The organism is Planococcus maritimus, from assembly GCF_001592825.1.
Taxonomy (GTDB): Bacteria; Bacillota; Bacilli; order Bacillales_A; family Planococcaceae; genus Planococcus; species Planococcus maritimus_C.
The window spans coordinates 1-26,152 of record NZ_LTZG01000002.1; the positions used below are offsets into that span (position 1 = coordinate 1).

25 protein-coding genes are annotated in these 26,152 nt (G+C 49.1%); 1 reads left to right on the forward strand and 24 read right to left on the reverse strand.

Annotated features, from left to right (window positions below; genetic code table 11):
• Positions 1–910: 910 nt before the first annotated feature.
• From AY633_RS08265 to metG, 18 genes are all read right to left on the reverse strand, one after another.
• Positions 911–1,201, reverse strand: coding sequence for an RNA-binding S4 domain-containing protein (locus AY633_RS08265; RefSeq protein WP_068487915.1), 291 nt, complete (start codon positions 1,199–1,201; stop codon positions 911–913).
• Positions 1,188–2,666, reverse strand: a complete 1,479-nt coding sequence (gene yabN / locus AY633_RS08270; protein ID WP_068487916.1) for a bifunctional methyltransferase/pyrophosphohydrolase YabN — start codon at positions 2,664–2,666, stop codon at positions 1,188–1,190. The genes AY633_RS08265 and yabN overlap by 14 nt, the downstream gene beginning before the upstream one ends.
• A gap of 3 nt (positions 2,667–2,669) precedes the next feature.
• Positions 2,670–4,250, reverse strand: a complete 1,581-nt coding sequence (locus tag AY633_RS08275) for a putative polysaccharide biosynthesis protein (RefSeq protein WP_068487917.1) — start codon at positions 4,248–4,250, stop codon at positions 2,670–2,672.
• Between the two features lie 16 nt (positions 4,251–4,266).
• The gene (mfd, locus tag AY633_RS08280; RefSeq protein ID WP_068487918.1) at positions 4,267–7,800 is read right to left on the reverse strand and encodes a transcription-repair coupling factor; all 3,534 of its coding nucleotides are present in this window, start codon (positions 7,798–7,800) and stop codon (positions 4,267–4,269) included.
• Between the two features lie 109 nt (positions 7,801–7,909).
• A complete protein-coding gene (gene pth / locus AY633_RS08285) occupies positions 7,910–8,470 on the reverse strand; it encodes an aminoacyl-tRNA hydrolase (RefSeq protein ID WP_068487919.1) in 561 nt (186 codons plus the stop codon).
• A 109-nt stretch (positions 8,471–8,579) separates the two neighbouring features.
• Positions 8,580–9,230 (reverse strand): 50S ribosomal protein L25/general stress protein Ctc, encoded by a 651-nt coding sequence (locus AY633_RS08290; protein ID WP_068487920.1) that lies wholly within the window; start codon positions 9,228–9,230, stop codon positions 8,580–8,582.
• 90 nt (positions 9,231–9,320) lie between these two features.
• The gene (locus AY633_RS08295; RefSeq protein WP_068459575.1) at positions 9,321–10,283 is read right to left on the reverse strand and encodes a ribose-phosphate diphosphokinase; all 963 of its coding nucleotides are present in this window, start codon (positions 10,281–10,283) and stop codon (positions 9,321–9,323) included.
• Positions 10,284–10,300: 17 nt separating this feature from the next.
• Positions 10,301–11,671, reverse strand: coding sequence for a bifunctional UDP-N-acetylglucosamine diphosphorylase/glucosamine-1-phosphate N-acetyltransferase GlmU (gene glmU, locus AY633_RS08300; RefSeq protein ID WP_068487921.1), 1,371 nt, complete (start codon positions 11,669–11,671; stop codon positions 10,301–10,303).
• A gap of 301 nt (positions 11,672–11,972) precedes the next feature.
• Complete coding sequence (gene spoVG, locus AY633_RS08305) at positions 11,973–12,257, reverse strand: septation regulator SpoVG (protein ID WP_068459569.1); 285 nt, start codon at positions 12,255–12,257, stop codon at positions 11,973–11,975.
• A gap of 149 nt (positions 12,258–12,406) precedes the next feature.
• Positions 12,407–12,784 carry a RidA family protein gene (locus AY633_RS08310; protein WP_068487922.1) on the reverse strand — a complete coding sequence of 126 codons (378 nt, stop codon included), beginning with the start codon at positions 12,782–12,784 and terminating at the stop codon, positions 12,407–12,409.
• Entirely contained in the window at positions 12,762–13,610 is an 849-nt protein-coding gene (gene purR / locus AY633_RS08315) for a pur operon repressor (protein ID WP_068487923.1), read from the reverse strand. The genes AY633_RS08310 and purR overlap by 23 nt, the downstream gene beginning before the upstream one ends.
• A 57-nt stretch (positions 13,611–13,667) precedes the next feature.
• Positions 13,668–14,531 carry a 4-(cytidine 5'-diphospho)-2-C-methyl-D-erythritol kinase gene (gene ispE / locus AY633_RS08320; protein ID WP_068487924.1) on the reverse strand — a complete coding sequence of 288 codons (864 nt, stop codon included), beginning with the start codon at positions 14,529–14,531 and terminating at the stop codon, positions 13,668–13,670.
• A gap of 139 nt (positions 14,532–14,670) precedes the next feature.
• Positions 14,671–14,934, reverse strand: a complete 264-nt coding sequence (gene veg, locus AY633_RS08325; protein WP_068459561.1) for a biofilm formation stimulator Veg — start codon at positions 14,932–14,934, stop codon at positions 14,671–14,673.
• 161 nt (positions 14,935–15,095) lie between these two features.
• Positions 15,096–15,974 carry a 16S rRNA (adenine(1518)-N(6)/adenine(1519)-N(6))-dimethyltransferase RsmA gene (gene rsmA, locus AY633_RS08330; protein ID WP_068487925.1) on the reverse strand — a complete coding sequence of 293 codons (879 nt, stop codon included), beginning with the start codon at positions 15,972–15,974 and terminating at the stop codon, positions 15,096–15,098.
• A complete protein-coding gene (gene rnmV / locus AY633_RS08335; RefSeq protein WP_068487926.1) occupies positions 15,971–16,531 on the reverse strand; it encodes a ribonuclease M5 in 561 nt (186 codons plus the stop codon). The genes rsmA and rnmV overlap by 4 nt, the downstream gene beginning before the upstream one ends.
• Before the next feature lie 116 nt (positions 16,532–16,647).
• Positions 16,648–18,003, reverse strand: a complete 1,356-nt coding sequence (locus AY633_RS08340) for a G5 and 3D domain-containing protein (RefSeq protein ID WP_068487927.1) — start codon at positions 18,001–18,003, stop codon at positions 16,648–16,650.
• An 86-nt stretch (positions 18,004–18,089) separates the two neighbouring features.
• A complete protein-coding gene (locus AY633_RS08345) occupies positions 18,090–18,857 on the reverse strand; it encodes a TatD family hydrolase (RefSeq protein ID WP_068487928.1) in 768 nt (255 codons plus the stop codon).
• A 193-nt stretch (positions 18,858–19,050) separates the two neighbouring features.
• Positions 19,051–21,015, reverse strand: a complete 1,965-nt coding sequence (metG, locus tag AY633_RS08350) for a methionine--tRNA ligase (RefSeq protein ID WP_068487929.1) — start codon at positions 21,013–21,015, stop codon at positions 19,051–19,053.
• Positions 21,016–21,324: 309 nt separating this feature from the next.
• Here metG and AY633_RS08355 point away from each other — a divergent pair, with 309 nt between their 5' ends.
• Positions 21,325–21,603 (forward strand): AbrB/MazE/SpoVT family DNA-binding domain-containing protein, encoded by a 279-nt coding sequence (locus tag AY633_RS08355; protein WP_068459547.1) that lies wholly within the window; start codon positions 21,325–21,327, stop codon positions 21,601–21,603.
• Between the two features lie 44 nt (positions 21,604–21,647).
• On the opposite strand, the gene rsmI is transcribed toward AY633_RS08355, so the two are convergent.
• The 6 genes from rsmI to holB all read right to left on the reverse strand — a co-directional run bounded on the left by rsmI (position 21,648) and on the right by holB (position 26,135).
• Positions 21,648–22,520, reverse strand: coding sequence for a 16S rRNA (cytidine(1402)-2'-O)-methyltransferase (gene rsmI, locus AY633_RS08360; protein ID WP_068487930.1), 873 nt, complete (start codon positions 22,518–22,520; stop codon positions 21,648–21,650).
• Positions 22,517–22,789 (reverse strand): GIY-YIG nuclease family protein, encoded by a 273-nt coding sequence (locus AY633_RS08365; protein ID WP_068487931.1) that lies wholly within the window; start codon positions 22,787–22,789, stop codon positions 22,517–22,519. The genes rsmI and AY633_RS08365 overlap by 4 nt, the downstream gene beginning before the upstream one ends.
• Positions 22,773–23,513, reverse strand: coding sequence for a tRNA1(Val) (adenine(37)-N6)-methyltransferase (locus tag AY633_RS08370; RefSeq protein ID WP_068487932.1), 741 nt, complete (start codon positions 23,511–23,513; stop codon positions 22,773–22,775). Before AY633_RS08370 ends, AY633_RS08365 begins: the two co-directional genes overlap by 17 nt.
• Positions 23,514–23,952: 439 nt before the next feature.
• Entirely contained in the window at positions 23,953–24,312 is a 360-nt protein-coding gene (gene yabA, locus AY633_RS08375; RefSeq protein ID WP_058382242.1) for a DNA replication initiation control protein YabA, read from the reverse strand.
• A 13-nt stretch (positions 24,313–24,325) separates the two neighbouring features.
• Complete coding sequence (locus tag AY633_RS08380) at positions 24,326–25,138, reverse strand: PSP1 domain-containing protein (RefSeq protein WP_068487933.1); 813 nt, start codon at positions 25,136–25,138, stop codon at positions 24,326–24,328.
• Between the two features lie 4 nt (positions 25,139–25,142).
• The gene (gene holB / locus AY633_RS08385) at positions 25,143–26,135 is read right to left on the reverse strand and encodes a DNA polymerase III subunit delta' (protein WP_068487934.1); all 993 of its coding nucleotides are present in this window, start codon (positions 26,133–26,135) and stop codon (positions 25,143–25,145) included.
• Positions 26,136–26,152: the final 17 nt, after the last annotated feature.

A 26,152-nucleotide genomic window follows, 5' to 3' on the forward strand; every position in this document is an offset into this window, starting at 1 on the left:
CGTTAGGCTACCTCAGTCCGGTTGCTTACCGGCTGTCTTCCCTTAAAAAAGTTGTTTGATTTTGTGTTGACTTACCATCGTCCGCTTTTGGGTATGTCGCTTAGTGTGAGAAGTGAGTCGGGCCATGCAGTTTGTTTGCGACGAGGGGCGTTCATTATCTTTTGGATCGCTTTGTTAGTCGCCGCCTCGCTTTGGGTTGGCCTTTCACAATGAGCCAGAACTCCCCTGTCTCATTGCTTCGGCTCACCCCTTTGCGCGTGGCGGCTTGGATATTTCATTGATGAGGATAAGTAAGGCCGTTCCGGTTTTTGTGTGAGTCGTCCGCTTTTGGGTATGTCGCTTAGTGGGATAAGCGAGTTGGGCCATGCAGTTTGTGTGCGATAAGGTTCGTTCATTGTTTTTTGCATCGCTTTGTTAACCGCCGCCTCGCTTGGGGTTGAGCTCCCGCCATGAGCCAGGAAGAACGCCTGTCTCACGGCTTCGCTTCACCCTTAAGCGTGAGGGGCTTGGACATTTCGATGAATCGAATGAGTGAGATGGATTCGGTTTTGTCCGGTTCGTCCGCTTTTGGGTATGTCGCTTAATGGGTAATGCATGTGCTGAACACAATATAGTGAACGAACCGTTTAAAATAAATCTATAATTATTTCACTTATCGATTTGAGCGGATGACTCAATTAAATCCCCTTCTAAACTTAGAGATGGAGTGGAAGGGGCCGACGCCTGGGGGATTACGCGGGACTGGCGAAACCGATGCGGCTTGCCGCAAGGGTTCGACGCCCGCCCCCGGCAAGCGTGCCCCTGTAACGCAATCTCCTCCTCACTATTTCATGCCATATATGGCCACCCCCAGCTTCTCACCTACACAAAAAGAACCCAACCGTTAACCGGCTGGGTTCTTTTTCGTTCTTTATGCTTCGTCGTCCACAAAGCTCGGGTCCACTTTATCGAGCTTTTCTTCGTTCAGGATCGTGTACATTTCCGCAGTTTGTTCTTTGCGGACATTTTCGCGCAACTGATCAATGCGTGCAGTGACCACTTTTTGCCCGAAGCGGATTTGCAGTTCATCGCCTTCTTTGATGACGCTGCTCGCTTTTGCTTTATTGCCATTGACCAAAATACGGCCTTGGTCGGCTACTTCTTTCGCTAAAGTGCGGCGTTTGATCAAGCGGGATACTTTCAAAAATTTATCGAGTCTCATGATTTTCGTCCTCTCCGTGGCCAGCCTTGGCTTCGTTCCAGAAACTATCGAGCTGGTCTAATGTGTAATCTGAAAATGTATGGCCACCTTCTTTTGCGCGGCGTTCTACGTGCAAAAAGCGTGTACGGAATTTACGGTTCGCCTGGACCATCGCTTGTTCCGGCGACAATCCATAAAAACGTGCGAGGTTGACGAGTGTGAACAACAAGTCGCCAAATTCATCGAGCTGCTGGTCTTTGGAACCATTCGCTACCTCATCCTTGAACTCCTGCAATTCTTCTTCGAACTTCGCCCACGCGCCGTCCGCATCTTTCCAGGTAAAGCCCACTTTCGCCGCTTTTTTCTGGTAATTATACGAGGTCAAAAGCGAAGAACTAGAGCGGTCTTGGCCATCAAGCAGTGACTCGCTTGCCGGTTTTTCCTGTTGCTTGATCGCTTGCCAATTATCGACGACTTCCCCGGCAGAGGCTACTTCCACATCCCCGAACACGTGTGGGTGGCGGCGGATCATTTTATCGCTGATGGCTTCTAAGATGTCTTCCAGCTGGAAATAGCCGCTGTCCTGGCCGATTTGCGCGTGCAGGAATACTTGCAATAGCACATCGCCCAGTTCTTCTGCGATCGCTTCGTCGTCTTCTTCCTCGATCGCCTGCAACAACTCATGCGCTTCTTCGAGCAAATATGGGCGCAAGGATTCATGTGTCTGCTCGCGGTCCCACGGGCAGCCTTCCGGACTTCTCAGTTTCGCGATGATGTCACGGAAGGTTTGCCACTCTTTCAAGCGCTGCGTCTGTTCCGTTACGGGCGGCACGTAGACGGTCGTCAAGTTATCGATTTCCGCCGAGCGGTCGAGTGCATGGAGCGGCACCGTGCGCAAGCGCTCTGATGCGGCACCGGCTGCTGTGACGATCGTCACCGGGTAATCGTCCGGGTATTTCTCCATCAAAGATAGTTTTACTTCAGATGCACTGAACTGATCGTAGACTTGCGCAATCAATAAATGATCCGTCATATTCAAGCGATTGCTATCAAGGCCAGTGCCATCGACAAGCCGAAACCCTTCAATCGGATCGATGCGCAAGGCGCCAAATATGGCGTCCAAAAAGCTTTGCCCACCGGCGATCGATAGTGTACAGCGTCCTGCTTGTTCAGCTTCAATCAAAAACTGTACGGTTTGTTCCGCAACGAGCGGATGTCCCGGTACTGCGTAATAGACCGGCCCATTCTCCGCAAGCGCAATAAGCGTCTCGGCGATTTCCTGATACACCGGCGCAAAATCGTCATGTTTTTCGTAAATTGCATCAAAACTCTCGTAACGTAAGCCTTCTGTCTCTAGCTCTTTGACGACAGGATGTTCGGCTGTCCGCAAATATAGCGGATCCGCTTCTTTTAGCGTGCGATACACACCAAGCGGCAATTGCAGAAGATCCCCAGCGCCAAGGCCGAGTATATGAATGGTATGCATGGTCTAACTCCTTTTCTTTCGTGGGTTGAGCGCCAACTGCAACGCAGCCAGTCGCCGGCCGAACGGAATGATATACCATTCCCTCTCGGTAATAATCCGTGATTTCATCACGATCAGCAAAAACACCACTGCACCAAGCGGCACCGCTGTCAGCGTCATAAATATCGCTTCAATGCGGCCTGGCCATGACAAAAGTGGCACGATGGAGGCTACGTATCCGGACACGGCGGCGGCCATTGCGATAGATGCCACCATGAGCCAACCGTAAAAACGAACGTGCGCAAACTGCATTACCCAAACCTTTTTAAAATACCAGATGAGCGCTGCTGCAATAAATCCTAAGCCGATATTGCCAGCAACGGCGGCACCGGCAATGCCATATCCAGGCACCAGCCATAAATTGCCGGCCACTTTCAATAGCAAGCCTGTCCCTAGCAGCAATGCCGGCACACGGATTTTTCCAAAACCGTAGAGAATCGCCGTCAACACCAGCACGAGCGACATCGAAACGATTTGCCAATTAAAAACGATCAGTGCAAAAGAACCGTCCGGTGTCTTAAACAAAGCCTCATTTACATAAGGCATGACCAGTGTCAGGCCGGCTGAGGCGGCGACCGCGAATAACACGGAAACGCGAAAGGCGAGACTTGCATAAAGCTCTTGGCTGCGGCCAGTTTTTTGCTGCATCGTGCGGGCAATGAGCGGCACGAGCGACAGCGTCAGAGATGTCGCCAGCAAAATTCCGAATTGGACAAGCGGTTGGGCGCGGTCGTAAATGCCTTTTTGCTCCATCGCCGTCGTCTCTCCGAGTTGCCCTTCAAGCAAACGGTAAACGGTGAACGAATCGACGAGCTGAAACAGCACCAATAATAGCGAACTCATGCTGACGCTGAGGCTCGTCCACCATAGTTTTTTCACCGTCACACTGCGAACAAAAGCGTTCGTGCGCTCGCGTTGTTTTCGGTAAGAACGCCATAATAATAAGGCAGCCGCCAATGCGCCGGCCCCAGCGGCTGCGATTGCCACTTGCCCCGCCGCATAAAGCGATAAGCCAGAACGGACTGCGGCAAAAGCGCCAATTAGAATAACCCCAACGCGTACTGCTTGTTCGGTCACTTGCGCAGTAGCGACCGGTGCCATATCGCCTGCTGCTTGCAATCGCCCTTTCATGATCGCAAGCGGCGCCATGAAGACGACCGCAAAGGCACCGGCACGCAGCAAACCGGCAAGCAAGGGGTCGCCCATCCAACCGGCGAGCGTCTCTGCACCGAAATAGAGCCCCGAAAAGGCGGACGCGGAAATGACGGCGATGAGCCAAAATGCGGCGCGTAAAATACCAGGGTGTTCCACTTCTTCGTGCTCTGCCAATAATTTCGACACCGCCACTGCAAAACCGTAAGAGGCCCAGATGCCGAAAATCGCAACGAATGGATAAACTTGCTGATAAATATAAAAACCTTCGTCACCGACCAGGTTCTGAAACGGCACCCGGTAAATTGCACTCAGCAGTTTCACGGCAAATCCTGCGAGTGTCAGCAACGCAGCGCCCTTTAAGAAACTGCTCATAGATTGTTGCGCCGTCATGAGATTACCTCCTGCATCACCCGACAGACGCTTCTTCCCGGACAGAATCCGCCAGAATCTCCATCATTCCTTCGAGCACATCGAATGGATGATGCTTGCCGGTCTTTTTGCCGTCTATCGTCAATACCAGTGCCTGGCCGCTCATCGTAAAGCCGACAGCGCGTCCGTATGTGCCGGAAGCTTCGACGACTTTCCCACCATCGATTGCTTCTGTTCCGGCATCGCTTAATTTAACCGTGACACGGTCTCCTTGTTGTTTGATCGATTCGGCACCGGCAGCGCGCGCCCAGACTTTCATGCGGGCAATGCGCAGCAATTGCTCGGCTTCCATCGGCACATCACCGAAACGGTCAATCAATTCATCCTGCAAATCGCGCATTTCTTCTGCCGTTTCCATGTTTTTGACGCGCTTGTACATTTGAATCTTTTGGTAGCCATCAGCGATATAGCTGTCTGGAATATAGGCATCTTCTGCCAGCGAGATTTCCACTTCTGGCACGACTTCTTTCTTCATGCCGGTTCGGCGTTCCTCAATTGCTTCTTCCAGCATTTGCGAATACAAATCAAAACCGACCGAATCGATAAAGCCGTGCTGCTGGGAACCAAGCAAATTGCCCGCCCCGCGGATCGACAAATCGCGCATGGCGATCTTGAAGCCCGAGCCGAGTTCGGTAAATTCCTTGATCGCCATTAAGCGTTTTTCCGCTACATCAGTCAGCACTTTATCGCGTTGGTACATGAAATAAGCATAGGCCACACGGCTCGAGCGCCCAACGCGCCCACGTAATTGATAAAGCTGCGACAAGCCCATGCGATCGGCATCATAGACGATGAGCGTGTTGACGTTCGGGATATCGATGCCGGTTTCGATGATTGTTGTCGTCACCAAGACGTCGTATTCCCCATCGAGAAAGCCGAGAATGATCGATTCGAGTTCGGTCTCAGACATTTGCCCATGCGCATAGCCAACGCGGGCTTCCGGCACAAGCTGTTGGATCTCGTCTACTTTGCGGCTCATATCGCTGACACGATTGTATAAATAAAACACTTGGCCGCCGCGCGCCATCTCGCGCTCGATGGCTTCCCGCACGAGCCCGCCGTTATTTTCCATGACGTAGCTCTGTACCGGGAACCGGTTGGCAGGAGGCGTCTCGATAACGGATAAGTCGCGCACGCCGATCATCGACATATGCAAGGTGCGCGGAATCGGCGTCGCCGTCAAGGTCAAGACGTCCACGGTCGACTTCAATTGCTTGATCTTTTCTTTATGGGTCACCCCAAAACGCTGTTCTTCGTCGATGATCAATAAGCCAAGATCTTTATAGACGACATCTTTTGATAAAATGCGGTGCGTGCCCACCACGATGTCGACCGATCCGTTTTTCAGCCCTTTGACTGTTTCGGTTTGTTGTTTTTTCGAACGGAAGCGGCTCATGAGGCCCACTTCAATTGGGTAATCCTTGAAGCGCTCGCTCATCGTTTCGAAATGCTGCTGGGCGAGAATGGTCGTCGGCACAAGGAATGCCACTTGCTTGCCGTCTAGCACCGCTTTAAATGCCGCGCGAATGGCGACTTCCGTTTTGCCATAGCCGACATCGCCGCAGATCAAGCGGTCCATCGGGCGTTTTCTCTCCATGTCTTTTTTCACTTCTGCGATCGAGCGCAATTGGTCAGGTGTTTCCTCGTAGGGGAATTCTGTTTCAAATTGGCGCTGCATGTCCTGGTCTTCACTGAACGTAAAGCCTTCGAGCGCTTCGCGTTCTGCGTACAGTTTGATTAAGTCGTCGGCAATGTCCTGGACAGCGGCCGATACTTTCGTGCGCGTCTTCTTCCATTCAACGCCGCCCATCTTATGGAGCTTCGGCTCTTTTTCTTCCGAAGCGATGTATTTCTGGACGAGGTCGATTTTATCAACCGGCACAAATAGTTTATCGTCGCCTTTGTAGACAATGTGCAAATAGTCTTTATGCACGCCTCCGCTCTCGAGTGTCTCGATGCCGATAAAGCGCCCGATGCCGTGGTGGATATGGACAATATAGTCGCCTGGCTTAATCTCCGAGTAGCTCTTGATTCGCTCGGCATTGGTCAATTTTTGGGCGCGGGTTTTTTTCTTCGGCTGCTTTTTGAAGAGTTCCGCATCCGTAATGACAGCCATTCGCTGCAGCGGCATCTCAAAACCACTGGACAACTCCCCATCAACCAGATACGTTTTTCCGTCTTGTAGTTCAGTGGCGGCGGTGACGATCTCCGCCTCTATGTCGTAATCATCCAGCACAGACCGTACTTTTTGCAGTCGCTCTTCTCCGCTGGCGACGACAAATACTTGGAACTTGCCGAGCGTCCAGCGTTCCATTTCGGCTTGCAATAAATTCATCTGCCCATGGAATGATTGCATCGGCTTACAAGAATAGGCAAGCGATTTTTTGATCGTCACGAGTGGAAATGTCCGCGTAAAGAGCGATAGGAAATTGGCCGGCTGCTTTAGCTTCGCCATTACCTCGCGAAACGGGTACGCTAGCTGAACATCATGGAGAAACTTGCCTTCTTCAAGAAGCGACACCGTCCACTCCGCTTCTTCGCGTTCTAGCGTTTCGGTCATTTCCTGGATGCGTCCAAGTTCATCGAAAAACACCACGCCATTGTCTGGGAAATAATCGCCGAGAAAAGCGGATTGCGAATCGACCAAGGCAGCATATTTCGCCAGCTGCTCAGGCTCATCGCCGCTTCTGAGCGTGTCGATATCGTTTTGGATGTATTGCATCATCAACTCTTTCGTATCGTCATCTTTAAGTTTTTTCAAGCTTACCGACAATTGGTCTTCGATGCGGTCTGCAAGCATTCGCTTCTGCCCTGCCGACAAGACCAATTCGACGGCTGGCAAAATGCACAAGGAGTGTATTTTTTCGAGTGAGCGCTGATCTTCCGCTGAAAACAAGCGAATGGAATCCACTTCTGTATCGAATAGCTCGATGCGTACCGGATGCTCAAAATGCAGCGGGTAGACATCCAAAATACCGCCGCGCAAGGCGAATTCTCCAGGAGAAGTCACCATGGTTGTACGGGAATAGCCCATTGCGACAAGCTTCAATAGCCAGCTTTCCGTATCGATCTCATCTCCGTCTTCTACACGTAAAGTCGCCCCATCCCATTGTGCCGGGGATGGCAGCAATTTACGCAAGCCTGAAACCGGCGTCACGTAGATGCCGGTGCCAGTCGATTTCATGTGATCCAGCGTATCGATGCGATGGGCGCGCAGTTCCGGCCCTGAAAAGGCAATATCCGCCGCAATCGTTTCTTCTGCCGGATACAGCCGGACACGCTGCTCCCCCATCAGCCGGACCAAATCGTCGTAAACTCTCTGGGCATGCAATAAGTTTGGCGTGACAACGAGCAGTGGTTTGTCTAGCTCTTCATGGACGGTTTGATAAAAAATCGGTCGCGCGCTGCCAGACAATCCAGAAATCAATTGGTGGTCCTGGCCTTTCTTCAGTTCGTTGATAAATGATTGAGTATGGGAATCCCCTAAAAATGCCTGCAAAATATGCTTCATGAAGATTCCTCCTTCCTGTCTAAAATAAAGCCGTTTACTGGTTATAGTACCCTTTTCAAAATAAGGAGAAACGGAAAAAAGCTTTGGACGCCCGAAAGCGCCAAAGCGATTACTTATTGTATTCGTTCATGACTTCGTTAAAAGGTTTGGACAGCCAGTAATTGCACGCATCCGCGCTTTTTTCGACCGCTTCTTGCATAAGTGGCCGTTCTTCGCTTCCGAATTTAGCGAGCACGTAATCCGGTACTTTCATGCCTTGAGGCGGGCGGCTGATGCCGATGCGCATCCGGTTAAACTGTTGGGTGCCGAGATGCTGAATCAACGACTTGATGCCATTATGCCCCCCAGCACTGCCCTTTTGGCGCAAGCGGAGCTGGCCTGTCGGCAAATCCAAATCGTCGTAGATGACGACAATGTCTTCTAGGTCGACATTATAATAATCCATTAATGGGCCGATGCATTCGCCCGATAAATTCATATACGTGAGCGGCTTGACGAGCATTACTTTTCCTTCAGGCCGATGGACAACGGAATACATGCCCTTGAATTTTGACTGCGTCAAGGGAGCATTCCACTCGCTTGCCAGCTGGTCGATTACTTGAAACCCAATGTTGTGGCGGGTTTCTTCATATGGTTTTCCTGGGTTTCCCAGGCCGATGATCATTTTCATAGCAAACTCCTTTTAGTTCTTCACTGCTTTTTATTTTACCATAATCTGCGGCGATGCAATAAAAACAGGGACCGCCTAAAGGCAGTCCCTGTTTGGGCATTGCTGTAACTTATTCTTTTTCCTCACCAGCAGCTTCGTCTTCGTTGTCGCCGATCACCTCAGGCTCTTCGCCTTCATCAGCTGTCTCTAGCTCTTCCATCTCTTCTTCTGTGCGTGGTGCTGTAACAGAGATGAGCAAGAAGTCATCGTCGTTTAGGATTTCAAAGCTGAACTTGTCGCGAATGTCGCTGACAGATACAGAGTCGCCGATTTCTAGTTCGCTGACATCGATATCGACCGAATCCGGGATATCGTTCGGTTTAACGCGAATGTGTACTTCGCGGTTCGGCTGCGTGACGACGCCGCCTTCTTTTTCGCCTGCTGATTCGCCGATCACGTGAACAGTTGCATCCACATCGATTTCTTCGGACATGTTAATCGCCAAGAAGTCAACGTGTTTGAAATTGCCTTTTAATGAATCCATTTGATAGTCGCTCAGGACAACGTTTGTGCTCTTGCCGTCGATTTCCAAGCTGATGACGCCATTACGTCCAGATTCACGCAAAGTTTTGATCAAATCGATTTCAGACATCACGATCGATGTTGTTTCCATTTTGTAACCGTATACGACGCCAGGCACATTACCTTCGCCGCGCAAGTCGGTCAGTGCCGAATGCGGTTTTCCTGTTTCTCGTTTCGCTGCTGTCATTTTAGTAGCCATATAGTTTCAACCTCCAGTTATATTAAACGCATAGTGTATAACTACCCTGTTCATATAAAGCTAAAACCTGGAATACTCTGACATGCGGAATCAATCGAATAATGTGCTGACTGATTTCTGTTCATGTACACGAATGATTGTTTCCGCAAGAAGTGGTGCGACAGTCAATTGCTTGATCTTGTCGATTTTCTTCTCATCTGCAAGAGCGATCGAGTTCGTCACGACCAATTCCTTAATAACGGAGTCCTGGATACGCTGGACGGCAGGGCCCGAAAGCACGGGATGCGTACAGCAAGCATAGACTTCCTTCGCTCCGCTTTCGATCAAGGCACTTGCCGCAATCGAAATCGTGCCAGCCGTGTCGATGATGTCATCAATGATGATCGCTGTTTTGCCTTCGACGTTTCCGACGATGTTCATCACTTCGGCAACGTTCGGGCGCGGGCGGCGCTTATCGATAATGGCGATCGGCGCTTTTAGGCGGTCCGCCATTTTACGGGCACGCGTAACACCTCCATGGTCAGGTGACACGATGATGGCATTCTCGAGATCGATATTGGCATCGTTTAGGAAATGATCGGATAGGAGTGGCACAGCTACCAGATGGTCAATCAAAATATCAAAGAACCCTTGAATTTGCGGAGCGTGAAGATCCAATACCACAACACGCGTCGCGCCGGCTGTCTCGAGCAAATTGGCTACCAGTTTCGCCGTGATCGGCTCACGCGAACGGGCTTTACGGTCCTGGCGTGCATAGCCGTAATAAGGAATCACGACATTTACCGTCCGTGCAGACGCACGCTTGACGGCATCAATCATGATCAATAGCTCCATCAAGTTTTCGTTAACCGGCTGTGAAGTCGATTGAACAATGAACACATCGCAGCCGCGGATGCTTTCTTCAATATTGATTTGGATTTCTCCGTCGCTAAAGTGCGTGACCGAGCTTTTGCCAAGCGGCAAGCCCACTTGTTCAGCGATTTGCTCAGCCAGTTCTTTGTTCGAGTTCAATGAAAAGATTTTCAACTTCGAGTTAGTATTTTGAATGCCCATTGGGGGGAACCCTCCTATTATTTGCGGTTTAGTTTACTTGCATAGCCTTCTTTGTTTTCTTGGCGCGCACGTCCGATCGCCAAAGCATCATCTGGCACATTTTTCGAAATGGTCGATCCTGCTGCGACATAAGAACCTTTGCCAATCGTTACCGGTGCGATCAAATTCGAGTTGCAGCCGATAAACGAATCATCTTCAATTGTCGTCAAATGCTTGTTCTTGCCATCGTAATTGACTGTGATCGTGCCACAGCCGATATTGACGCCGCTGCCAACGAGCGCATCCCCGATATAGCTCAAATGAGACACCTTGCTTCCCGTGCCAAGCTCAGCTTTTTTCACTTCCACAAAATTGCCGATCTTCACTTCGTTGCCGAGTGCAGATTGCGGGCGGATGTGTGCGAATGGGCCAACAGCGGTATCGTTGCCGATCGTGCTGTCATACACTTCGGAGCTGCGGATTTCCGTGCGGTCGCCGATGGTGCTGCTGACGATGCGCGTGTTTGATGTGATGACGCAATCTTCCCCGATGACCGTATCGCCTTCAATGGTGACGTTCGGGTGAATGACCGTATCAGCCCCGATTTTCGCCTGTGCACTGATGTAGGCAGTTGCCGGGTCGATAATCGATACGCCTGCGCGCATGTGCTGCTCAGTGATGCGGCGGCGCAAGAAGGTTTCCGCTTGGCTTAATGCCACGCGGTCATTAACGCCAAGTGTCTCTTCGAAGCTGTCCGTTGCATAGGCTGCAACAATTTCGCCTTGCTTTTGAAGAATCTCAATAACGTCCGGCAAGTAATATTCCCCTTGGACATTATCGTTTGAGACGTTTTTCAAGGCTTCGAACAAGGCTTCGTTGTCAAAGCAATAAGTCCCCGTATTGATTTCGTTGACGATTTGCTCTTCTGTCGATGCGTCTTTTTGCTCGACAATCTTCTCGACGCTTCCCTCAGCTCCGCGGATAATGCGGCCGTAACCTGTCGGGTCTTCTGCGATAGCCGTTAAAATCGTCGCCTTCGCATTGTTTTCTTTGTGGTGGTCGATGAGTGACTGCATCGTTTCCGCGCGGATCAACGGTGTGTCGCCACATACGACAATCGTCGTTCCTGCTTTTCCTTCAATCAACGGCGCTGCTTGCTGCACGGCGTGGGCAGTGCCGAGCTGCTCTTCTTGCAGTGCATATTCGCTCATGTCCCCTAGCTGGTCTTTCACTTTCTCTGCTCCGTGCCCGACGATCGTAACAATCTTTTCGACACCAAGCTGGTGGATATTCCCCGTTACATGCTCTACCATCGGCATGCCACACACCGGGTGAAGCACTTTATACAATTTTGATTTCATGCGTGTGCCTTGTCCGGCTGCGAGTATGACCGCATATGTATGGTCCATCAGTCGAATCCCTCCATTTCCTGTATTGTAAGCTAATTAAGTAAGAAATCATTGTCTGGCGAAAGGGCTAAGCACTCTGGGCAAAAAAATGCCACTTTCACGTTTCCTTATTGACTATAGCTGAAAAACCCTTGATTTTCAAGGTTACTGGACATGACAATCCCATGACAAAGCCCGAAGCGAGGGCAATTGCGTGCTTTTTTCGCCATCAGGTTAGCATATCTTGCTAATGGCGTCACGAGCCCTTCAAATTGGCCCATAAAAAAGAACCTTCTCTCAAAATGGAAGGTTCTTTGGCACATCAGATGCCTGCATTCTCAAGTTCAACCAGCTCTTCACTTTGTGCATAGGCCGCTAACACAGCTTCCTGCAATTTATTGCGGGCGCTGGAATTAATCGGGTGCGCAATGTCGCGGAACTCCCCGTCTGGCGTCCGCTTGCTTGGCATCGCGACAAACAGGCCGTCGTTGCCGTCGATTACGCGGATGTCATGTACCACGAATTCATTGTCGAGCGTGATTGAAGCGATTGCCCGCATGCGTCCATCTGTCTGGACACGGCGCAACCTTACATCAGTTACTTCCATTCTCAAATCTCCCCTTCTCTTGCTGTAATTTTTTGGCGCTTTTGTTGGTATTCGGGAGAGAGGACTAAATTCCTTTAAAAATTACAGGATTTATTAGAAAATTAACTCAATAAATAATAAATAAACAAAAACCACCTAAAAAGGTGGCTTTATTGTGTAACTTTTGAAATGACTTCGATTTCTACTTTCACATCTTTTGGCAGGCGTGCCACTTCGACCGTTGAACGCGCCGGCTTGTGATCGCCGAAATAAGAGGCATAGATAGAGTTGAGTTCCACAAAATCGTTCATGTCTTTGATGAAGACGGTCGTCTTGATGACCTGTTGAAGAGACGAGCCCGCTTCTTCTAGCACGGCCTGAAGATTGGCGAATACTTGATGAGTTTGTTCGGCAATGCCACCTTGTGCAAGCTCACCGTCCGCTTTTAACGGAATTTGCCCCGAACTGTAAAACATGTCCCCTGAAATAACTCCTTGTGAATACGGCCCGATTGCCGCTGCTGCTTTATCCGTCGCTACGTATTTCATATCCATCCGCTCCTTCAAAATAATTTCCGGCCCGCAATGTGATGGTCCGGTCTTTTTCGCTGACTTCATCCAATTTGACAAGGGATAAGTATTTTTCCACGAGGCGCTCATCTGCATGTTCTGCTTCTACAAGCACAGCGACGCCTGCTAATGTACAGTCGAATTCCTCAAGCAAGTTCTTCATGCCGTTCATCGTGCCGCCAACTTTCATGAAATCATCGGTAATGAGCACGCGCTGGCCGCTCTTCATGCTGCGTTTTGACAACACCATCGTCTGGATGCGCCGCGTGGAGCCCGAGACGTAATTGATGCTGACCGTAGAGCCTTCCGTTACTTTGCTGTCACGACGGACAATAACGACTGGCACATTCAAATGGCGCGCGATTGCCTGGGCAATCGGGATGCCTTTTGTTGCGACCGTCATGATGGCGTCGATTTTCTCGCCGGCGAACGCGCTGGCAAATACTTTGCCGACGCGGTTCATCATTTGGGGATTGCCGAGCACATCGGTCATGTACAAATAACCGCCCGGCAGCAACCGGTCCGATTGGCTCAATTCGGTAATCAATTCGTCCATGACTTGTCGAATCTCGCCATCTTTTAGCTTCGGCACATATTTCACACCACCAGAAGCGCCCGGGACGGTCATCAATAGGCCGATACCTTTTTCTTCAAAAGTTTCCTTGACGATTCCCAAGTCCTCGCTGATTGAAGACTTTGCTGACTGATACAAATCCGAAAAATACGTCAACGGAATCAATTGATGCGGATGTTCCAATAGATAATGCGTCATGTCGACCAAGCGTTCACTGCGCTTCCATTTCACTACTACCCTCTCCTAAACACGAATATTCTAATGAAAACTTACCATAAATATACGTATTTAAGCAAGAGGCTCCCGGTCACCGAGTAGCCGCACCGCATAAACTTCGGAACAAAAGCCCCGCAGGCCATTGTAGATGCGTGGAATGCGCGCTTCTTGGTTGACTAAGCCAAATACCGTTGGGCCGCTGCCACTCATTAACACGGCATCGGCACCGAACTTAATCATTTGCTCTTTGATCTGTCCGACTTCCGGATGCAAATTCATCGTGACGCTCTCAAGCGCATTTCCTAAAGTATTGCACATTGCTTCGTAATCGCCTTCGCGTAGCGCTGTAATCATTGCTTGCGTGTCGGGGTGATCCGCTTTAGCCGCATCGAACGCGCCGTAGACGTCTGCCGTCGAGACGCCAAGTGACGGCTTCGCAAGAATAACCCAGCAATGAGGAGGCGCCGGCAGTTCTTCGATAACCTCACCGCGTCCTGTGGCGAGCGCGGTGCCGCCATATACACAAAACGACACGTCGGAACCGATCTTCGCACCCAGCTCTGCCAACTCATCGAGCGACAGATTCAATTGCCATAATTGGTTGAGCCCTTTCAAAGTGGCTGCTGCATCGCTGCTGCCCCCAGCAAGCCCAGCAGCGACCGGAATCTGCTTGTCGAGCGAGATGATAACGCCTGTTTTGATATGGAAGGTATCTTTGATCAATTGCGCAGCCTGATACGCTAGATTGCGCGAGTCATTCGGCACGAAACGGTCTGCCGACTGAATATGTATGCCTTTCGCTGTTCCTTGCAGGCCGATGCGGTCCGCCAAGTCGACGGTGGTCATGATCATTTCGATTTCGTGGTAATTGTCCGGACGTTTGTATAGGACGTCCAGCGTCAAATTGATTTTGGCAGGCGCTTTTATATAGAGCATTCCACTGCCTCCTTTTCTGTTCTGATGACATTTATTTTAACACAGTACTTGAGCTTCCGAAGAATCCAAGCAATAGAAAAAACCCGCTTTCGGCGAAATCACCGAAACGGGTTATAAAGTAAGTATAAATAGAGTTCAATTATCTAACGACTAGTGCGTCTTCTGTTCCTTCAAAGACAGTGATTTCCACCGCTTCAGTTAAGATGTCCGCGTAGCTATATGATACGCGTTCAAATGCATGTTCATCTTGATCCAATTCAATCACGAACACGGAGTGATAGGTTTCACGCAGAATTCCGGCACGTTCTACCGTCTTTTTGCGACCTCCGTTTGCTTTTAACAGCAACCTTTTCCCTAAATGCAGGTCTAATGACTTTTTAATCTCCGCCAAAGTTTTGGGCATTTTGTCTACACCTCACTATAGTCTAAAGTCTAGCATAAAATGACCGCGGAGTCAAATAAATTTTTAATTTTACCAATGCTCTTAAAAAAATGCAACAGTTATTTATCCGAAATATTTTAGTTCCGAAAAAAACTGTGCCAAAACTGTTACAGTTTCAAAGTTTAATGGAAATGCGGATACAATTTATCCGACAATAGCCCGAACTCCTTGATGCTTAGCGTTTCACCGCGTCGCGTCGGGTCGATGCCCGCTTCGTCGAGTGCCTGCAAAATGAGGTCTTTTTTCGCTTTTCCATTCGGCATAGCGCTTTGCAAATTATTTAGGATGGTCTTGCGGCGCTGGACGAATGACCCGCGTGTCACCGAGAAGAAAAAGTCTTCATCGATAACCTGGACGATTGGTTCCGGACGTTTGATCATCCGGATGACCGCAGAGTCGACATTCGGTTGCGGCATGAACACCGACTTCGGCACGGTCATGGCAAATTCGGCGTCCGTATAATATTGAATAGCGATGGACAAGGAACCGTACGCTTTCGTGCCAGGTTTCGCCGTAATGCGCTCCGCAACTTCTTTTTGCAGCATGACGACCAATCCGCGGATCGGCAATTTTTCGAGCAATAGCTTCAAAATGATCGGTGTCGTCACATAATAAGGCAAGTTAGCGACAACCATAATGTCTTCAAAACCAGCCAACTCTTCTTGTATCGCTTGTTCAACGTCTGCTTTTAAAATATCGGAATGGATCACTTTGACGTTATCATAAGGCGACAAAGTATCTGCTAGTACAGGCAATAGCCGCTGGTCGATTTCAAACGCCAACACTTTCCCAGCATCGCGCGCCAAGTGTTCGGTCAATGCGCCGATTCCTGGGCCGATTTCAATGGCCGCCGAGTCTTTTGTAAGACCTGCTTGGGAAACGATTTTTCGCAAAATATTTGGGTCGATCAAAAAGTTCTGTCCAAGGCTTTTTTTGAACGTCAAGCCGTGTTTTGCCATGATTTCTTGCGTGCGAATCGGTGTTGCTATATCTTTGGTCATGTTCTGTCCTCCTGGGTTAACGCTTGCACTGCGTCGATAAACTGCTGTTTGGTAATGCCGAACACATGCAAACGCTTGTGCAGCTGCTTGCCGTTCGTATAGCCGATGTTGAGCGCTTCTCCAAGCTCCGTTCTGCGGGCTTTCGCTGAAGGGTGGGCAATCAGCCGGGCATCGATTAAATCCTCTAAGGTGATCTCTACCGGGCGTTCTTCAGTCATTGGCGTATAGACCGCTTCAAGCGCTTGTCGGATGTCTTCATCACTGGCATGTTCAATGCCGAGCCCTTTGCCATTTTTGGCGATGGTTTTTTCTTTCGCCAAAAAGGCGTGCTTCGCCATCGGCACGTGTTCTTCAATAATAGCACGAATCCGCCTGCCCGGATAATCCGGATCGGTGAACACGATCACCCCACGCTTTTCCTGTGCGTGCACAATGCGGCGCAAGGTCTCGCTTGAGATGGCGGAACCGTTCGTTTCGATCGTATCGGCACCGACTGCCCGCTTAATCGCCACGGTATCATCTTTTCCTTCGACAACAATCACTTCTTGTATGTTCATGGCCTGTCCCTCGTTTCTAATGCTCTCTCCAGTTTACCGCGCTTTCTGCCAACATGTAAAAAGCTTTCCCGATACTCCCGGGAAAGCTTTTCCTTCTATAGTAATACGGTATTCGATTAGTTAAGGATTTTCACTTTCACTTGCTTGCGTCCAAATGCTAGTGCATCTGCGCGGTTCGGCATGAACAAATCGATTTTATTGCCTCTGATCGCGCCGCCTGTGTCACCAGCGATCGCATTGCCATAGCCTTCTACCCAAACTTTTGAGCCGAGTGGGATGACACTCGGATCCACTGCGATCACTTTAAGGCCAGGGTTTGCTTTCAAGTTGATACCTGTTGCCGTGATGCCCGAACATCCTGTGCAGCTAGCTGTGTAAGCCGTCGCCGACACGTAAAATTCTTTGCCGCCTGTCGGTTCAGATGCAGCCTCTTTTTTCACTGGCTGCGGTGCTGCTTTAGCTTTTGCGACTGCTTTTGGAGCAGCGGCTTTCTTCACTGATGCTGACGCTTGTTTCACTGGAGTCGTTTCTTTTTTGGCAGCTGCCTGTTGAGGCGCAGCTGTCTGTTTGGTTGCCGTACCGCGGGATACACTTGCGACAACCGTTTTCGTACCAACAGCCAAAATTTGCTGTTTTGGCTCTTTCACTACTTTTTCTTTTTTCAGTTCACGTTTCACTTCTTTGCCGTTTTCTTTCACGACTTCGTAAGTTTTTTCAACCAGTCCGTTTTGCCCTTTTTGGACAAGCTTTTCGCTGCCTTTCAAAAGAGAAGAATCTTTTTTCGTTTCGACTGCATATTTCACTGCATCTTCCACTACATCGGTGACTTTTTCTACACGCACGACCTCGACTTCAGAGTTCGGAAGAACGAGTTCATCCAAATCCTGCTCTACACGGTCAAGTTTGCTTAGTTCGATACTATGCTGTTTTAAAAAGTCAGCGACCGTAGTCGAAGTGGACCAGACTTTTTTGTCTTTTCCGCCATCCACGATGGTTACTTCGTATGCTTTTTCTACATCAATGATTGTGTCTTCATCCACCGTTTCATCGAGTGCAGGGCTTACTTTATCGTATTTTGTCAATTCGATTTCCGCTTTTTCCAAAATAGCGGCCACCGTGTTTTCAGTCGTCCAAGCTGAGCGGGTTTCCCCGTCAATTGTTACTGCATATTGTTCTGCTTGATCCCATTCGATTGCGGTATCGCCTTCGATTTTTGTATCGGCTGAATGGCTGAGGAAATCGTCTTCCCCGACTTCAATCGCCTGCTCATCCAACACATCGCCGACCGTTTCAGCATGCGTGCGAATTTCTTCTGTTTCGCCGTTTGCTGTCACCGTGACCGTGTTCTTCGTACCTTCAAAAATCGCGAACGCCATCACAGCTGCAAATAATAGAACCGTCGCAATGCTGACAGCTACCGATTTGCCTGTAAATGATTTATTTTTATTGGTATCATTTGTCTTTTTTGTCAAAAATAACTCCTCCTTTGTACACCTGAGTGATTATAGGCACATTGCACTTCCGTGTCAACGCATATGTTTTTTTAATTAACCAGCATTTATGACAATTTGTAGAATCGTTCCGCATTTTTCGTCGTGGCTTCAGCTACCGTTTCGACCGGCAGCTCTTTCAAGCGGGCGATTTCTTCGGCTACTAGCGTGACGTACGATGGTTCGTTGCGTTTGCCGCGGTAAGGATGCGGCGCAAGATACGGGGCATCGGTTTCGATCATTAAATGTTCTAGCGGAATTTCAGCTGCCACTTCTTTTGGCTTCTTGGCATTTTTAAATGTGACTGGCCCGCCAAGCGAGATCATGAAATTCATCTTGATGCTCTCTTGTGCTGTCTCGACACTGCCGCCGAAGCAATGCATAACGCCTCCGACTTGTTGTGCGTCTTCTTCGCGCAAAATCGTCAACACGTCTTCTGTCGCTTCCCGGTTATGGATGATAATCGGCAAGTCCACACGCTTCGCGAGCTGAATCTGTTTGCGGAATACTTGTTGTTGGATATCTCTCGGTGATTTGTCCCAATGGTAATCGAGGCCCGTTTCGCCGATACCGACGACTTTGTCGTGTGCGGCCAATTGTTCGATCCATTCGAGGTCTTCATCCGTGCAATCGATCGCATCGACAGGATGCCAGCCGACCACAGCATAGATAAAGTCATAGTGCTCAGCCAATTCAATGGCCCGTTTGATCGTTTTCCGGTCAAAACCGATGACGACCATTTTCTCCACCTTGCTATTTAGCGCACGATCGATGACTTCCTGTAGATCTTCGTCATATTGATCGGCGTTTAAGTGAACATGGGTATCGATATACATCTTCATCAGTCTCCTTCACATAGATTACATTGTACGGGTTGAAGCGATTTCTTTCTTCACAGCCATATTACATTTGGATTACAAAACATGATGTTTCAGAGACATTTCGTCATTTTCAGCGTTTTTAGTAGTCATTAAGTCCTGAAACACAAAAAAACAGCCTACTCTCCTGAGTAGGCTGTCACATGAGTATTTACTTAACTTGTGTGCCATTCGGTAACTTTTGGTCTACAGAGGCGATTGTTAAATAGCCATTTTGCTGTCCGGCAAGAATCATGCCTTGCGACAATTCACCGCGCAGTTTGACCGGTTTCAAGTTGGCGACAACGATGACCTTTTTGCCGATCAGTTCATCCGGCTTATAATGCCCCGCAATCCCCGAGACGACTTGGCGTGTTTCATAGCCCATGTCCACTTCAAGCTTCAACAGCTTATCGGTTTTTTTCACCGGTTCACATGCAGTTACGGTAGCTACGCGCAGATCCACTTTCATGAACTCATCAATCGTGATTTCCGGAACATCCGGTTTTTCCGGTGCAGTCTCCACAGGCGCTTGTTCTGCTGGCGCTGTCCCGCCGCGCATTTGGTCACGGATATATGCTACTTCCGGCTCCACTTCGAGGCGCGGGAAAATCGGCGTGCCTTTTTTCACGACGGTCGTACCGGCTGGAATCGCGCCGAATGACTCTAATGTCTGCCATTCAAGGAATTCTGCTGAGAGTCCAAGCTGTTCGATGATCTGCTTCGGTGCATTTGGCAAGAACGGCTGCAACATAACCGCTGTCATGCGCAAGCTTTCGGCTAGATGCGCCATGACTGAAGCCAGTTGTGCACGGTCGCCTTCATCTTTAGCCAATACCCACGGCTGCGTTTCATCGATATATTTATTGGTTCGAGAAATCAATGTCCATACTTCGCTGAGCACGAGGCTGAACTGCATTTTTTCCATATGCTCTTCGTAAACGGCCACTGTATTTTTAGCTACAGTCTGCAAAGTTTCATCGAAGTCGGTTTTCAGGCCATCGACTTTCGGCACTTCGCCATCGAAATACTTGTTGATCATCGAGACGGTCCGGTTCAGCAAATTCCCAAGGTCGTTCGCCAAATCGTAGTTGGTGCGCTCAACGAAAGATTCCGGAGAAAACACGCCATCAGATCCGAATGGCAGCTCGCGCAACAAGAAATAACGTGCCGCATCCAATCCGTAACGCTCAACGAGCATTTCCGGATAGACGACATTGCCTTTTGATTTCGACATTTTGCCATCTTTCATCATGATAAAGCCGTGCGCGAATACTTTTTTCGGCAAAGGCAAGTCAAGTGCCATAAGGAAGATCGGCCAGTAGATCGTATGGAAACGCACGATATCTTTTCCGACCACGTGCACATCCGCCGGCCAGTATTTATTGAAATTGGTTTCATCATTGGAGCCGTAGCCAAGTGATGTGATGTAGTTCGACAAAGCATCGACCCATACATAAATGACATGTTTCGGATCTCCAGGAACCGGGATGCCCCAATCAAAGGACGTACGCGAAACCGACAAATCCTCAAGGCCTGGCTTGATGAAATTATTGACCATTTCATTCTTGCGAGATTCCGGCTCAATAAACTCGACATGTTTGTCGTAATACTCGAGCAAACGGTCCGCATATTTCTTCATGTTAAAGAAATACGATTCCTCTTTCACTTTGTGGACAGGACGCCCGCAATCAGGGCAATTGCCGTCTTCTAGCTGTGATTCGGTAAAGAAGGATTCGCAAGGCGTGCAATACCAGCCTTCGTATTCCCCTTTATAAATATCACCGTTATCAAGGAAGGTTTGGAAAATTTTCTCTACGCCTTCCTTGTGGCGCGTGTCAGTCGTACGGATAAAATCGTCATAAGTAATGTCCATGACGTCCCATACTTTTTTCGCTGCTTCTGCCATGTCATCGACGAAGGCTTGCGGTTCTTTGCCGGCTTCTTGGGCTTTTTCTTCAATTTTTTGCCCGTGCTCGTCCATGCCTGTCAAAAAGCGGACATCAAAGCCGCGCAGGCGTTTGTAACGGGCCATTGCGTCGGACGCAACGGTCGTATAAGCCGTACCGATATGGAATTTTCCGCTCGGATAGTAAATGGGAGTGGTGAGGTAAAATGTCTTGTTCTTGGCAGTCACGAAAAATTCCTCCAGTTTTTTTGTATATCCTTTATTTTAACGAAGTCGCGAATTTTGTACAATGTTTCCTCCTGCAGCTAAAAAGCTAATGCTTAAATTGGATCTTCTTCCTAAAACAGGGAAATCGGAAAATAATTGGCAAAAATTTAACTAAATAATGGCTATTTGACTCAAAAACCCAAAATTTATTATGAAATCCATAGTTTTTTATTGACCTAATTGACATTACTTGGTATGATTTATGACAAGAAGTGGTAAATGTCGAATTTTGACGAATTCTGCCGCTAAAATTGAAGGGGGCTAATGATTATGAAATCGACTGGTATTGTACGGAAAGTAGACGAATTAGGCCGCGTAGTTATTCCGATTGAATTGCGCCGCACGCTTGGCATCGCAGAGAAAGATGCATTGGAGATTTACGTCGACGATGACAAAATTATTTTGAAAAAGTATATGCCGAATATGACATGTGCGGTAACTGGAGAAGTTTCCGATGAGAACATGCAATTGGTTGGCGGCAAGTTGATCCTCAGCCCAGAAGGCGCGGAGCAGCTCGTCAAAGAAATCCAAACGAATTTGAGCAAATAAAAACCGGCGTGCTTATGCACACCGGCTTTTTTTATGGGCTGGGCTTAGTCTTTATGAAAGGCTTCGTAGACGTCCCGCTTCGGAAGGCCTCGTGCTTTCGCGACTTCTTTGATTGCTTCTTTTGAAGAGATTTGTTTTTGTTCCATCAATTGTACGACATGTTGTTCGTACGTCAATTCTTTCCACCATTCATCTAGTTCTAGCTCATCCGGCGCTGAATTGCCTTCGACGACTAGACAGAACTCCCCGCGGATTTCACTCGACTCTGACCAAGTGACTGCTTCTTCTAAAGTCCCGCGCAAAAATTCCTCGAATTTTTTGGTTACTTCACGTGCCAACACGATCCGCCGGTCTCCGCCAAACGTGGCTGCCAAGCTTTTCAAACTATCCTTCAAGCGATGCGGTGCTTCATAAAACAATAGCGTTTCTTCTTTTTGGCTTAACTTTTCTAGCTCTGCCAAGCGTGTTTTCTTATTGCGCGATAGAAATCCATAAAACAAAAACGGCTGCGGCGTGATGCCCGAGGCAATCAATGCGCTGAGTGCCGCATTCGCTCCAGGTACCGGCACCACCGGGTATGCTGCATCCACCACTTTTTTCACAATGTCTTCCCCGGGATCGGATATGCACGGCATGCCCGCATCGCTGACAAGCGCCACCGACTTGCCTTCCGCTAAATAGCGGAGGATTTTCTCTCCCCCGCTGTCCTGGTTGTGTTCGTGATAGCTGACCAGCGGCGTATCGATGGAAAAATAATTGCATAGCTTCTTTGTATTGCGCGTATCTTCCGCCGCAATAACATCTACTTCTTTCAATAGCCGTAGAGCACGCACGGTCATGTCTTCTAAATTGCCGATCGGTGTCGCCACCAAATAAAGTGTTGGCTGCACACCGCTAAAACTTTTCTGTGATTTCATGTCCGTTCCGCCTTTCTGGTCCGAATATAGACGATTTTTTCCGCCTTGCTCAATTGCTTAAAGGCATATTCCGCTTTCATCGCTTCTGGCTTCGTATCGAACGATTCATGGTGGATGAGCGTCAGCGGCCCACGCGAACGTGTATACTTCGCACCTTTTCCGCTTTGATGTGTCGCCAAGCGCTTCTCTAAGTCATTCGTGTATCCGGCATAATACGATCCATCCCCACACTCGAGAACGTAGAAAAAATGTTTATTCCTCGCTTCCATACAACAAGCCCCGCACTTCTTCCGTGTATTCGCCATCTTCTCCATAAACGATCAAGGGCGGCAGCACTTTCAAATCGGGCTTGCCGTCTTTGATGCCTTCAATCAATAAGGTATTCGCTTCTTTTCCGGCTTTCGGGTAAACAAGCCGTATGCGTTTTGGCTCTAAGCGATTATTTCGCATGGCTGCCATGATATCAATCAAGCGGCCAGCCCGGTGGACAAAAGCCGCCTTGCCGCCTTGTTTCAATAACTGGCTTGCCGATTTTACTGCTTCGTCCAAGGTCAAGTGAAGCTCGTGCCGCGCAATGGCCATATGTTCACTTAAATTTTTATCGCTCATCTCGTGCGCTGGGAAATACGGTGGATTGCAAGTCACCGTATCGAATTTTTCAAATCCAAGTTGCGCTGGAATTTCTTTGACGTCGCCTTCGATGATGTGGATTTGTTCTTCAAGCCCGTTAAATTCGATGCTGCGGCGCGCCATCCCTGCAAGGCGGGGCTGCAATTCGACACCCGTAATGCTGGACTCGGTGCGGGCGCTCAAAAACAGCGGAATCGCGCCGTTACCCGTACATAAATCGACAATCCGTCCCCGCTTTTTCGGCACATAGGCAAAACGCGCCAATAAGACCGCATCTAAAGAAAAAGAAAATACCGAAGGACTCTGGATAATGCGTAAATTCTCCGCTAATAAATAATCCAAGCGTTCGTCGTCTGTTAACATGTCGTTCACTCCTGCCATAATAAAAGGCTGCCGCCACACGGAGTGTCGGAAGCCTGTTGGTTCTATTTCTTTATTGTCTAGCTCAATCGCCTAGCTTCTCGGGTCATAAGCCGTTTCCCCTGTGCGGCAAAAAGCGCCGCTTCGGGTACCCGGCTTACGCCTGTCGAAGCTACACAGGCGGTTTCGCTTTTCTTTATGTCTAGCTCAATCGCCTAGCTTCTCGGGTCATAAGCCGTTCCCCTGTGCGGCAAAAAGCGCCGCTTCGGGTACCCGGCTTACGCCTGTCGAAGCTGAACAGGCGTTTTCGCTTTTCTTTATTGTCTAGCTCAATCGCCTAGCTTCTCGGGTCATAAGCCGTTTCCCCTGTGCGGCAAAAAGCGCCGCTTCGGGTACCCGGCTTACGCCTGTCGAAGCTACACAGGCGTTTTCGCTTTTCTTGTTAATTCTGCTTGTTTAGGAATGATAAACAAAACAGGCAGTCGTCGCCTTTACGGGAGCTTCCGAAATGGACGTTGCAGACGTGGTAGCCTTCGTGATAGAGCCGCGCCAAGTTGTCGTAGCCTTCCCCAATGTCCATGACGGCTTTTTTCAATTTGACCGGATCGACTTTTTCCGGTTCCGGTACTTTTTCGTTCAGTTCATCGAGGCGGGCACGCAAATGGTGATTTTCCAATTGCAGCGCATGATGCTCTTCCATCGTCCGCGCTACAACGGTTTTCAAATCGCGGAACTGCTCTTGCATCGATTCCAATTGCTGTTCAAAATCCATGACCGTATCCAAAAAATTCTTTTCTTTCACTGATGCCACCACCTCACGCTCTCGTCCCTTGGTTCATGATTTCGTCCAATGTATATTCCAGCGTCTGGTCTTGTTCTGCCAGGCGGATTTTCAATACTCGCTCAAGCAAATTCAAGCTGACGACGCGGCCATTGCCATCCGGCGTTTCGACGCGCGCGCCGATATCCGGCATTTCCTTTTTCGCTTGTTCGTACTCATCGTTCTCGTATTTCAAGCAGCACATCAACCGTCCGCATAGCCCTGAAATCTTCGATGGATTCAATGACAAGTTCTGGTCTTTCGCCATTTTGATCGACACCGGCTCGAAATCGCCGAGGAAAGTCGAACAGCATAGCATCCGCCCGCACGGCCCGATGCCGCCAAGCATTTTCGCCTCGTCACGTACGCCGATCTGGCGAAGTTCGATGCGCGTCCGGAAAATCGATGCCAAGTCTTTCACCAGGTTACGGAAATCAACCCGGCCTTCTGCGGTGAAATAGAAGATAACTTTATTGCGATCGAAAGTGTATTCGACATCGACCAGCTTCATGTCCAAGCGGTGCGATTCGATTTTGTCTGTTCCTACTTCAAAAGCGCGTTCCGCTTCCGAACGGTTTTCTTCCACTTGCAAGCGATCGCGTTCAGTTGCGGCGCGAACGACTTGCTTCAACGGCAAGACGACATCATTCTCGCCGACTTCTTTCACAGGGACAACTACTTTGCCGTATTCAATGCCCCGCGCTGTTTCCACAATGACATAATCGTCTTTTTCGATCACAGCTTCGCCTGGATCGAAATAATATATTTTACCCGCTTTCTTGAAGCGGACTCCTATTACTTTATACAATTGTCTACCCCTCCTGCAGATTCAGCATTAATTGCTCCATCAACAGTGTCCGGTTCATATTGCGCGGCAATTGCTGTTTGGCTTGTAACACTGCCTGCAACTGCCTGGACAATACATCGAACGAACGTTGAAGCGCCATCTGCTTCCAAGTTTCTTCCATGTCCGGATATGTGCGTGCAGTCTCAAGACCCGCTTTCACTGTCGCGATGTCCCGATATGCAAATAATAACATGTCGAGCCCTCTTTCGGCATCTTCTTTCTCTTTGAACAAGGGCAGCCAATCAGATTGGATCAAAAGTAATGCCTCATGGACATTGCCCCCCACCGTCTCGACCAACTTCAACACCAGTTTCCGCTCTTCGGCAAACTGCTCTTCCTCACTCAGCCGTTTCGCTTCCTGTTCACTTTGCGTCAACATGCTCACCGTCGCCGCCATCGATCCGGTCATGCCACCCGCCAACAACCGCTCCATCAACTTCGGCCGAGACAAAGGCTGGAATGACAGCAGCTGGCAGCGCGAACGAATCGTGCTCATAATAGCGTTCAAGCGCTCCGTCAACAATAGTGCCGTCACATTCGCTTCTGGTTCTTCCAAAAACTTCAGCAAAGCGTTAGCAGACGAATTGTTCATGCGGTCTGCCTGCTCAATGACGTAGACTTTGCGCCCAGCATTCAGCGCCGTCTTGTTCATTGTGTAAATCAAGTCGCGGATTTGATCGATTTTAATGTTCTGCCCATCTGGTTCGATGAATAAAATATTCGGGTGATTGCCGTTTTCATACAGTTTGCAGCTTCGGCATGTTTCACATGGAACATTGTCAATCGGTGTTTCGCATAATAATAATTTGACGAAAAAATGCGTCAGTTCCTTTTTTCCGGCTCCTGAAGGCCCTTCCAATAAATAGGCATGAGCAAGCCGGTCGTTAGCGTAAGCCCCCTGCAAGCGCTTGAGCACAACAGGCTGCATGTCTTGTAATTCTTCTATGGTTTTGTGCATGATTCCACCTTCAAACT

Excerpts from the sequence above, each read along its gene's own strand:
- AY633_RS08265 (WP_068487915.1), bottom strand. The coding sequence starts at position 1,201 with ATGAGACTCGATAAATTTTTGAAAGTATCCCGCTTGATCAAACGCCGC.
- yabN (WP_068487916.1), bottom strand. The coding sequence starts at position 2,666 with ATGCATACCATTCATATACTCGGCCTTGGCGCTGGGGATCTTCTGCAA.
- AY633_RS08275 (WP_068487917.1), bottom strand. The coding sequence starts at position 4,250 with ATGACGGCGCAACAATCTATGAGCAGTTTCTTAAAGGGCGCTGCGTTG.
- mfd (WP_068487918.1), bottom strand. The coding sequence starts at position 7,800 with ATGAAGCATATTTTGCAGGCATTTTTAGGGGATTCCCATACTCAATCA.
- pth (WP_068487919.1), bottom strand. The coding sequence starts at position 8,470 with ATGAAAATGATCATCGGCCTGGGAAACCCAGGAAAACCATATGAAGAA.
- AY633_RS08290 (WP_068487920.1), bottom strand. The coding sequence starts at position 9,230 with ATGGCTACTAAAATGACAGCAGCGAAACGAGAAACAGGAAAACCGCAT.
- AY633_RS08295 (WP_068459575.1), bottom strand. The coding sequence starts at position 10,283 with ATGGGCATTCAAAATACTAACTCGAAGTTGAAAATCTTTTCATTGAAC.
- glmU (WP_068487921.1), bottom strand. The coding sequence starts at position 11,671 with ATGGACCATACATATGCGGTCATACTCGCAGCCGGACAAGGCACACGC.
- spoVG (WP_068459569.1), bottom strand. The coding sequence starts at position 12,257 with ATGGAAGTAACTGATGTAAGGTTGCGCCGTGTCCAGACAGATGGACGC.
- AY633_RS08310 (WP_068487922.1), bottom strand. The coding sequence starts at position 12,784 with ATGAAATACGTAGCGACGGATAAAGCAGCAGCGGCAATCGGGCCGTAT.
- ispE (WP_068487924.1), bottom strand. The coding sequence starts at position 14,531 with ATGCTCTATATAAAAGCGCCTGCCAAAATCAATTTGACGCTGGACGTC.
- veg (WP_068459561.1), bottom strand. The coding sequence starts at position 14,934 with ATGCCCAAAACTTTGGCGGAGATTAAAAAGTCATTAGACCTGCATTTA.
- rsmA (WP_068487925.1), bottom strand. The coding sequence starts at position 15,974 with ATGACCAAAGATATAGCAACACCGATTCGCACGCAAGAAATCATGGCA.
- rnmV (WP_068487926.1), bottom strand. The coding sequence starts at position 16,531 with ATGAACATACAAGAAGTGATTGTTGTCGAAGGAAAAGATGATACCGTG.
- AY633_RS08345 (WP_068487928.1), bottom strand. The coding sequence starts at position 18,857 with ATGTATATCGATACCCATGTTCACTTAAACGCCGATCAATATGACGAA.
- AY633_RS08355 (WP_068459547.1), top strand. The coding sequence starts at position 21,325 with ATGAAATCGACTGGTATTGTACGGAAAGTAGACGAATTAGGCCGCGTA.
- rsmI (WP_068487930.1), bottom strand. The coding sequence starts at position 22,520 with ATGAAATCACAGAAAAGTTTTAGCGGTGTGCAGCCAACACTTTATTTG.
- AY633_RS08365 (WP_068487931.1), bottom strand. The coding sequence starts at position 22,789 with ATGGAAGCGAGGAATAAACATTTTTTCTACGTTCTCGAGTGTGGGGAT.
- AY633_RS08370 (WP_068487932.1), bottom strand. The coding sequence starts at position 23,513 with ATGTTAACAGACGACGAACGCTTGGATTATTTATTAGCGGAGAATTTA.
- holB (WP_068487934.1), bottom strand. The coding sequence starts at position 26,135 with ATGCACAAAACCATAGAAGAATTACAAGACATGCAGCCTGTTGTGCTC.